Source organism: Reyranella sp. (assembly GCF_036558665.1).
Taxonomy (GTDB): Bacteria; Pseudomonadota; Alphaproteobacteria; order Reyranellales; family Reyranellaceae; genus Reyranella.
In genome coordinates this window covers 1-5,637 of sequence record NZ_DATBFE010000015.1, presented here as the reverse complement: position 1 = coordinate 5,637, position 5,637 = coordinate 1, and the positions used below count along the sequence as shown (strand labels likewise).

Sequence of the window (5,637 nt, the reverse complement as noted above, 5' to 3'; positions counted from 1 at the left end):
GTCACGACTTCGGCTGCGACGCCGCCATTTATCTCAGCCGGCCGGGCGCCGGCACGCGCGTGCGCTCGTGGACGCCGACCGCGCAGGCGCAGCACGGCTGGATGATCACCCACAACGAGTCGATCTCCATCGCCGACTACTTCACGCTGCGCGACGGCGGCAAGGTCGTGTACCGCCCGACCTGCCACTACGCCTACCACCCGTGCGACGACGCGGTGCTGTCGCTGCACGAGCTGGCGGGCGCGCAGTGGAAGCCGCAGCAGACCTGGCACATCCTCTCCGAGGACGACATCGTCGACGGCGTCGACGAACTCGGCGTGCTGCTCTACGGGCACGCCAAGAACGCCTACTGGTACGGCTCCCAGCTCTCGATCGAGGAGACTCGGCGGCTCGCGCCCTACCAGAACGCGACCGGCCTGCAGGTGACCTCGGCGGTGCTCGCCGGCATCGTGTGGATGCTGGAGAACCCCGACCGCGGCATCGTCGAGGCCGACGAGATGGACTTCCGCCGCTGCCTCGACCTGCAGCGGCCCTATCTCGGTCCGGTGATCGGGCGCTACACCGATTGGACGCCGCTCGCTGGCCGCGCCGAGCTGTTTCCGGAAACGCTCGACGCGGACGACCCCTGGCAGTTCAGCAACGTGCTGGTGCAGTGACCGGCACGCGCAGGCACCGACGCGGGCCGCTGTCGCGTCGGTGCTGCTATCGCCGATAGCGTCCGCTGAACGGCAAGGTGATCCCATAACCGCATACAGCCGGGCGGCGTCATGGGACCATCACGCGGACGAACCATGACGGGATCGAGGACGCATCGGCATTGCTGGGTCGCTGCATAGCTCTCTGCCCGTATCTCATTACCGCCCTTCGCGAAATCACCACAGTCTGACGCCATAAGGCTGGCCGAGGGCAACAGCCCCGCGCGGCAAGAGGCCAAGCAGAGTCACATGACAAAGGCAGAGTCACTGTGAGGAAGTAATGAGATTGTCTTCCCTGAAGTCGATGACGGTCGCTGCCATGGTTTCACTCGGCACCGGCACGCCCGCCGCGCCTGCCGCGGAGCTCACGGCGGTCGGCCTGTGGGAGCAGGTCGACGAGAACTCCGGCAAGGCCGAGAGCTGGTTCAAGATCTCGGAGCGCAACGGCGTCTACGAGGGCAACGTCGTCAAGATCTTCTCCAAGCCCGGCGAGGACGAGAACTTCGTCTGCAGCAAGTGCGAGGGCGCGGAGAAGGGCGCGCCGGTGCTCGGGCTGACGCTGATCAAGGGAATGCAGCGCAACGGGCTCGCTTACGAGAACGGCACCATCATGGACCCGCGCGACGGCGCGGTCTATCGCGCGCTGATGAAGCTCAGCCCGGATGGCGGCAAGCTCGAGGTGCGCGGCTATCTCGGCCTTTCGCTGTTCGGCCGCAGCCAGGTCTGGAACCGGCTGCCCGACAATGCCCTCGCCGGCGCCCGCCCCGCGGCCAAAGGCAGCGTGCAGAAGAAGCAGTAGCAGAACCGGCCGCGCGTCAACCGAGGTCGATGACGCCGGCCTCCCCGTCCTCGGTGCCGAAGGCGAGCAGGTTGCCGGCCGCGCTCCACGCCAGCGCCGTGACCGGCGCGCCCGCTCCCTTGCGCCCCAGCACCTCGGCGCCGTCCTCCACGCGCACCAGCAGCACGAGCCCGTCGGCATAACCCACCGCCACCACCTCCTGCCTGGGATGGCTAGCGACGGCCTCGGCCTGCGCCTCCGCTGGCGCCAGGATGCGCGGGGTCTTGCCCATGGGACCGTCCTTGCCCTGGAACGGCCACAGGATGAGCTGGGTCGAGCCCGAGGTCGCCAGCCACTTGCCGCCGGCGGTCCAGTCGAGCGAGCGCACGCGCGCGCCGTAGCCCGACATTCGCATGTCCTTGCGGTCGGCGAGCCGCCAGCCGTGCAGCGTCGGCTCCTGCATGGAGGTGACCACGAATCGTCCGTCGGGGCTGAAGACCACGCCGAGATGCGAGCCCTTCCATTCGAGCGTCTCGGGCTCGCTCTGCGCGTTCGGGAACCAGAGCGTCGCGCCGTTGTAATGCGCGACGGCGAGGCGAAGCCCCTTCGGCGCGAACGCCAGTCCGCCCACGGTCGAATGCACTTCGAGCATCTGCTCGGCGCCCTTGGCGGTGCGCACGAAGGCCTGCCGGCCCGCCGACCACGCGACCGCGCCACGCGGTCCGACCGCCACGTGGTCGATCCAGCGCCGTTTGGCGTCGGCCGCGATCACGGTGCGCTCGCCCTGCGGGTCGGTCGACACGACCTTGCCGTCGTCGCCGCCGGTGACGATGCGGCCGGCGTCCGCGCGCGAGCAGAGAACCGCGCCGCCGTGCACCGCGATCGTGCGCGGCTCGCCGGCGCGCGGCACGAGGATGAGCGCGTCCTCGCCCAGCACCAGGACCGCGGTCTGTCCAAGAAAATGCGCCGCCACGACCGGCGCGCCGGCCTTGATCGGCCGTGAGCGTTCGACCACGGACGGGATGTCGCGCTCGGTGTCGGTCATATCCTCGGTGTCATCGCCCGGCTTGACCGGGCGATCCAGTATTCTCTGAAGTTCGGGAGGGGCAGCGCCACACACCCTTCAATGCATGTCAGCGGTTACTGGATGCCCCGCCTTCGCGGGGCATGACAACCCAAAATGCGGCACGCGTCACGCCACGCAGCTCTCGAATCCTTCCCGGATCTTCTCTTCCGGCAGCTTGCGGCCGATGAAGACGATGCGGCTTTCGCGTTTTTCGCCCTCTTGCCACGGGCGCTGGTGGTCGCCATCGAGGATCATATGCACGCCCTGGAACACGAAGCGCTCGTCATCGCCCTTGAACGACAGGATGCCCTTGCAGCGCAGAATGCTCGGCCCCTCCTTCTGCACGAGGTCCTGCACCCAGGGAAAGAACTTGTCCGGATCGAGCGGCTTGTCGGTCTTGAGCGCTATCGCGTGCATCTCCTCGTCGTGATAGTGCTTCAAACCGCCGCCGTCGTGCTGGTGATGATGGCCGTGGCCGTGCTCATGGTGATGGTCGTGATCATGGTCGTGGTGGTCGTGGTGCCCATCCTCGTGATGATCGCCTCCCAGGAATTCGGGCTCGATGTCCAGGATGCGGTCGAGATCGAAGGCGTTGCGCCCGAGCACTTCCGGCAGCGCGATCCGGCAGCGCTCCGTCCGATGCAGCCGCGCGTAGGGATTGATCCCGCGGATGCGCGCCTCCAGCTCGCCCAGCTCGTCGGGCGACACCAGGTCGGTCTTGTTGACGAGGATGACGTCGGCGAAGGCGATCTGGCTCTTGGCCTCGGGTGCATCCTGCAATCGTTCCTGCAGCCACTTGGCGTCGGCCACGGTCACGACGGCGTCGAGCTTGGCCTTGCGGCCGACATTCTCGTCCATGAAGAACGTCTGCGCCACCGGGGCGGGATCCGCGAGCCCGGTGGTCTCGACGATGATGGCGTCGAATTTGCCCTTGCGCCGCATCAACCCGTCGATGAGGCGCACGAGATCGCCGCGCACGGTGCAGCAGATGCAGCCGTTGTTCATCTCGAACACTTCCTCGTCGGCTCCCACCACGAGGTCGTTGTCGATGCCGATCTCGCCGAACTCGTTGACGATCACCGCATATTTTTGGCCGTGCTGCTCGGACAATATGCGATTGAGCAGCGTCGTCTTGCCGGCGCCGAGATAGCCGGTCAGCACGGTCACCGGGACCTTGTCGGACATTCGCTCCACTCCGTTTGAGCACCGTATATAGGCATCCGGCGCGGGACGCCATGGTCGCCGAGCACCAATCACCGGGCTCGATCCGTTGTTGGGGCAAGGCCAGCCGAGCGCGTCCAATGTTCGGCGTTGCGCGCCGTTGCTTAAGCGTCACGGTTACCGAACGGCTGTTTCTCGGCGAGGATCGGGCACAGGCGAGATCGCGCGTGGCCGCCGAACGCGGTGACCGGCGATTAACCCCACATGCGTCCGGTGTCAGCTCGCTAGCGCCGCGGCGAGCTGCTCGAGGTTGTGCCGGATGAGATCGACGTAGGTCGGCGCGTCGCCCTTGGCGTCGGTCAGGGCGTCGGAGTAAAGCGTGCCCCCGATCTTGGCGCCGGTCTCCTTGGCGATCTGCTGCATCATGCGCGGATCGCTGATGTTCTCCATGAATACCGCGGGGATCTTCTGCTTCCTCACCTGATCGATGATCCTGGCCACGTCCTTGGCCGAGGGCTCGGCATCGGTCGAGACGCCCTCGGGCGAGATGAATTGCACCCCGTAGGCGTCGGCGAAATAGCCGAAGGCGTCGTGGGTGGTGATCAGCTTGCGATGGTCGGCGGGGATCTTGACGATCGCCGCCCTCACCTCCTGCTCGAGGGCGTCGAGTTCCGCGAGATAGGCCTTGGCGTTGGCCTCGTAAACGGCTTTGCCAGCCGGGTCCACCTTGCTCAAGCCGTCGCGGATATTGGCGACGTAGATCTTCGCATTGGCGATCGACTGCCATGCGTGCGGGTCGATCACCGAATGGCCGGGATGGCCCTCGTCTTCCATCTTGCGCGGGTTGATGCCGTTGGTGGCGACCACGGTCTGCGCCTTGCTGCCCGAGGCCTGAACCAACCGCGCCATCCAGCCTTCGAGGCCGAGACCATTGACGACCACGATGCTGGCGGCGCCGAGTTTTTTGGCGTCGCCCGGTGTCGGCGAATAGACGTGGGCGTCGCTGTTCGGCCCGACCAGGGTCGCGACCTCGACCCGGTCGCCGCCGACGTTCCGCACCAAGTCGCCCAGGATCGAGAAGGTTGCGACCGCCTTGATCCTCTCCTGGGCCGGCGCCGGCGTGGCCGCGAGCATTGCCGCAAACCCGGCGAGCAGGAACAGACGTCGTCGCGTCGGCATGGGACTCTCCCTCTCTTTTTGCCGTGCCGCCCTCATGCTTCGAGATGGCGTCGCGGCAGCGCCAGCCAGACGAGGCCGCCGAACGGTCCGAGCAGGACCGACAGCGCGTAGAGCGCGCCGGCGACCAGGATGATGGCGGGGCCCGACGGCAGGTTCTCGTGATAGGAGACCAGCAGGCCTGCATAGCCGGACAGTGCGGCGCAGCCGACGGCGACGCCGATCATGCCGGTGATGTCGCGCGCCCAGAAGCGCGAGATCACCGCCGGCAGCATCATGATGCCGACCGCGAGCAGCGTGCCGAGCGCCTGGAAGCCGCCGACCAGGTTCATCACCACCAGCGCGAGGAAGATGATGTGCGCAGGCCCCCCGGCGCGGCTCACCGAGCGCAGGAAGCCGGGATCCACGCATTCCAGCACCAGCGGCCGCCAGATCAGCGCTAGGATCAACAGCGACACGCTCGTGATGCCGACGATCAGCAGCAGCGTCGGATCGTCCACCGCCAGCACCGAGCCGAACAGGAAATGCAGGAGATCGACATTGGTGCCCTTGACCGACACGATCGTGACGCCGAGCGCGAGCGAAATGAGGAAGAAGGCGGCGAGCGAAGCGTCTTCCTTGAGTTCGGTCGAGCGCGCGATCAGGCCGGCGCCGACCGCGATGACGAAGCCCGCGATCAGGCCGCCGCCGGCCATCGCGAACAGGTTCAGACCCGCGGCCAGGAAGCCGATGGCGGCGCCCGGCAGGATGGCGTGTGCCAT

Annotated in this window: 6 protein-coding genes; 2 read left to right on the top strand and 4 right to left on the bottom strand. The window is 67.0% G+C overall.

Features of this window, described 5'->3' with window-relative positions; all coding sequences use genetic code 11:
- Both VH499_RS03285 and VH499_RS03280 read left to right on the top strand, forming a co-directional pair.
- The coding region (locus VH499_RS03285; protein WP_332051258.1) for a saccharopine dehydrogenase C-terminal domain-containing protein at positions 1-656 on the top strand (656 nt) is incomplete at its 5' end.
- A gap of 319 nt (positions 657-975) precedes the next feature.
- The gene (locus VH499_RS03280; RefSeq protein ID WP_332051257.1) at positions 976-1,494 is read left to right on the top strand and encodes a DUF2147 domain-containing protein; all 519 of its coding nucleotides are present in this window, start codon (positions 976-978) and stop codon (positions 1,492-1,494) included.
- Positions 1,495-1,510: 16 nt separating this feature from the next.
- Here VH499_RS03280 and VH499_RS03275 read toward each other — a convergent pair whose 3' ends face one another.
- The 4 genes from VH499_RS03275 to VH499_RS03260 form a co-directional block, all read right to left on the bottom strand.
- A complete protein-coding gene (locus VH499_RS03275) occupies positions 1,511-2,518 on the bottom strand; it encodes a WD40 repeat domain-containing protein (RefSeq protein ID WP_332051256.1) in 1,008 nt (335 codons plus the stop codon).
- A gap of 147 nt (positions 2,519-2,665) precedes the next feature.
- Entirely contained in the window at positions 2,666-3,724 is a 1,059-nt protein-coding gene (locus VH499_RS03270) for a GTP-binding protein (RefSeq protein WP_332051255.1), read from the bottom strand.
- Positions 3,725-3,976: 252 nt separating this feature from the next.
- Positions 3,977-4,879 (bottom strand): metal ABC transporter substrate-binding protein, encoded by a 903-nt coding sequence (locus VH499_RS03265; RefSeq protein WP_332051254.1) that lies wholly within the window; start codon positions 4,877-4,879, stop codon positions 3,977-3,979.
- Positions 4,880-4,911: 32 nt separating this feature from the next.
- Positions 4,912-5,637 (bottom strand): metal ABC transporter permease (locus VH499_RS03260; protein WP_332051253.1); only part of this gene is annotated, 726 nt, incomplete at its 5' end.

Coding starts and splice junctions, on each gene's coding strand:
- VH499_RS03270 (WP_332051255.1), bottom strand. CDS start 3,724: ATGTCCGACAAGGTCCCGGTGACCGTGCTGACCGGCTATCTCGGCGCC.
- VH499_RS03275 (WP_332051256.1), bottom strand. CDS start 2,518: ATGACCGACACCGAGCGCGACATCCCGTCCGTGGTCGAACGCTCACGG.
- VH499_RS03265 (WP_332051254.1), bottom strand. CDS start 4,879: ATGCCGACGCGACGACGTCTGTTCCTGCTCGCCGGGTTTGCGGCAATG.
- VH499_RS03280 (WP_332051257.1), top strand. CDS start 976: ATGAGATTGTCTTCCCTGAAGTCGATGACGGTCGCTGCCATGGTTTCA.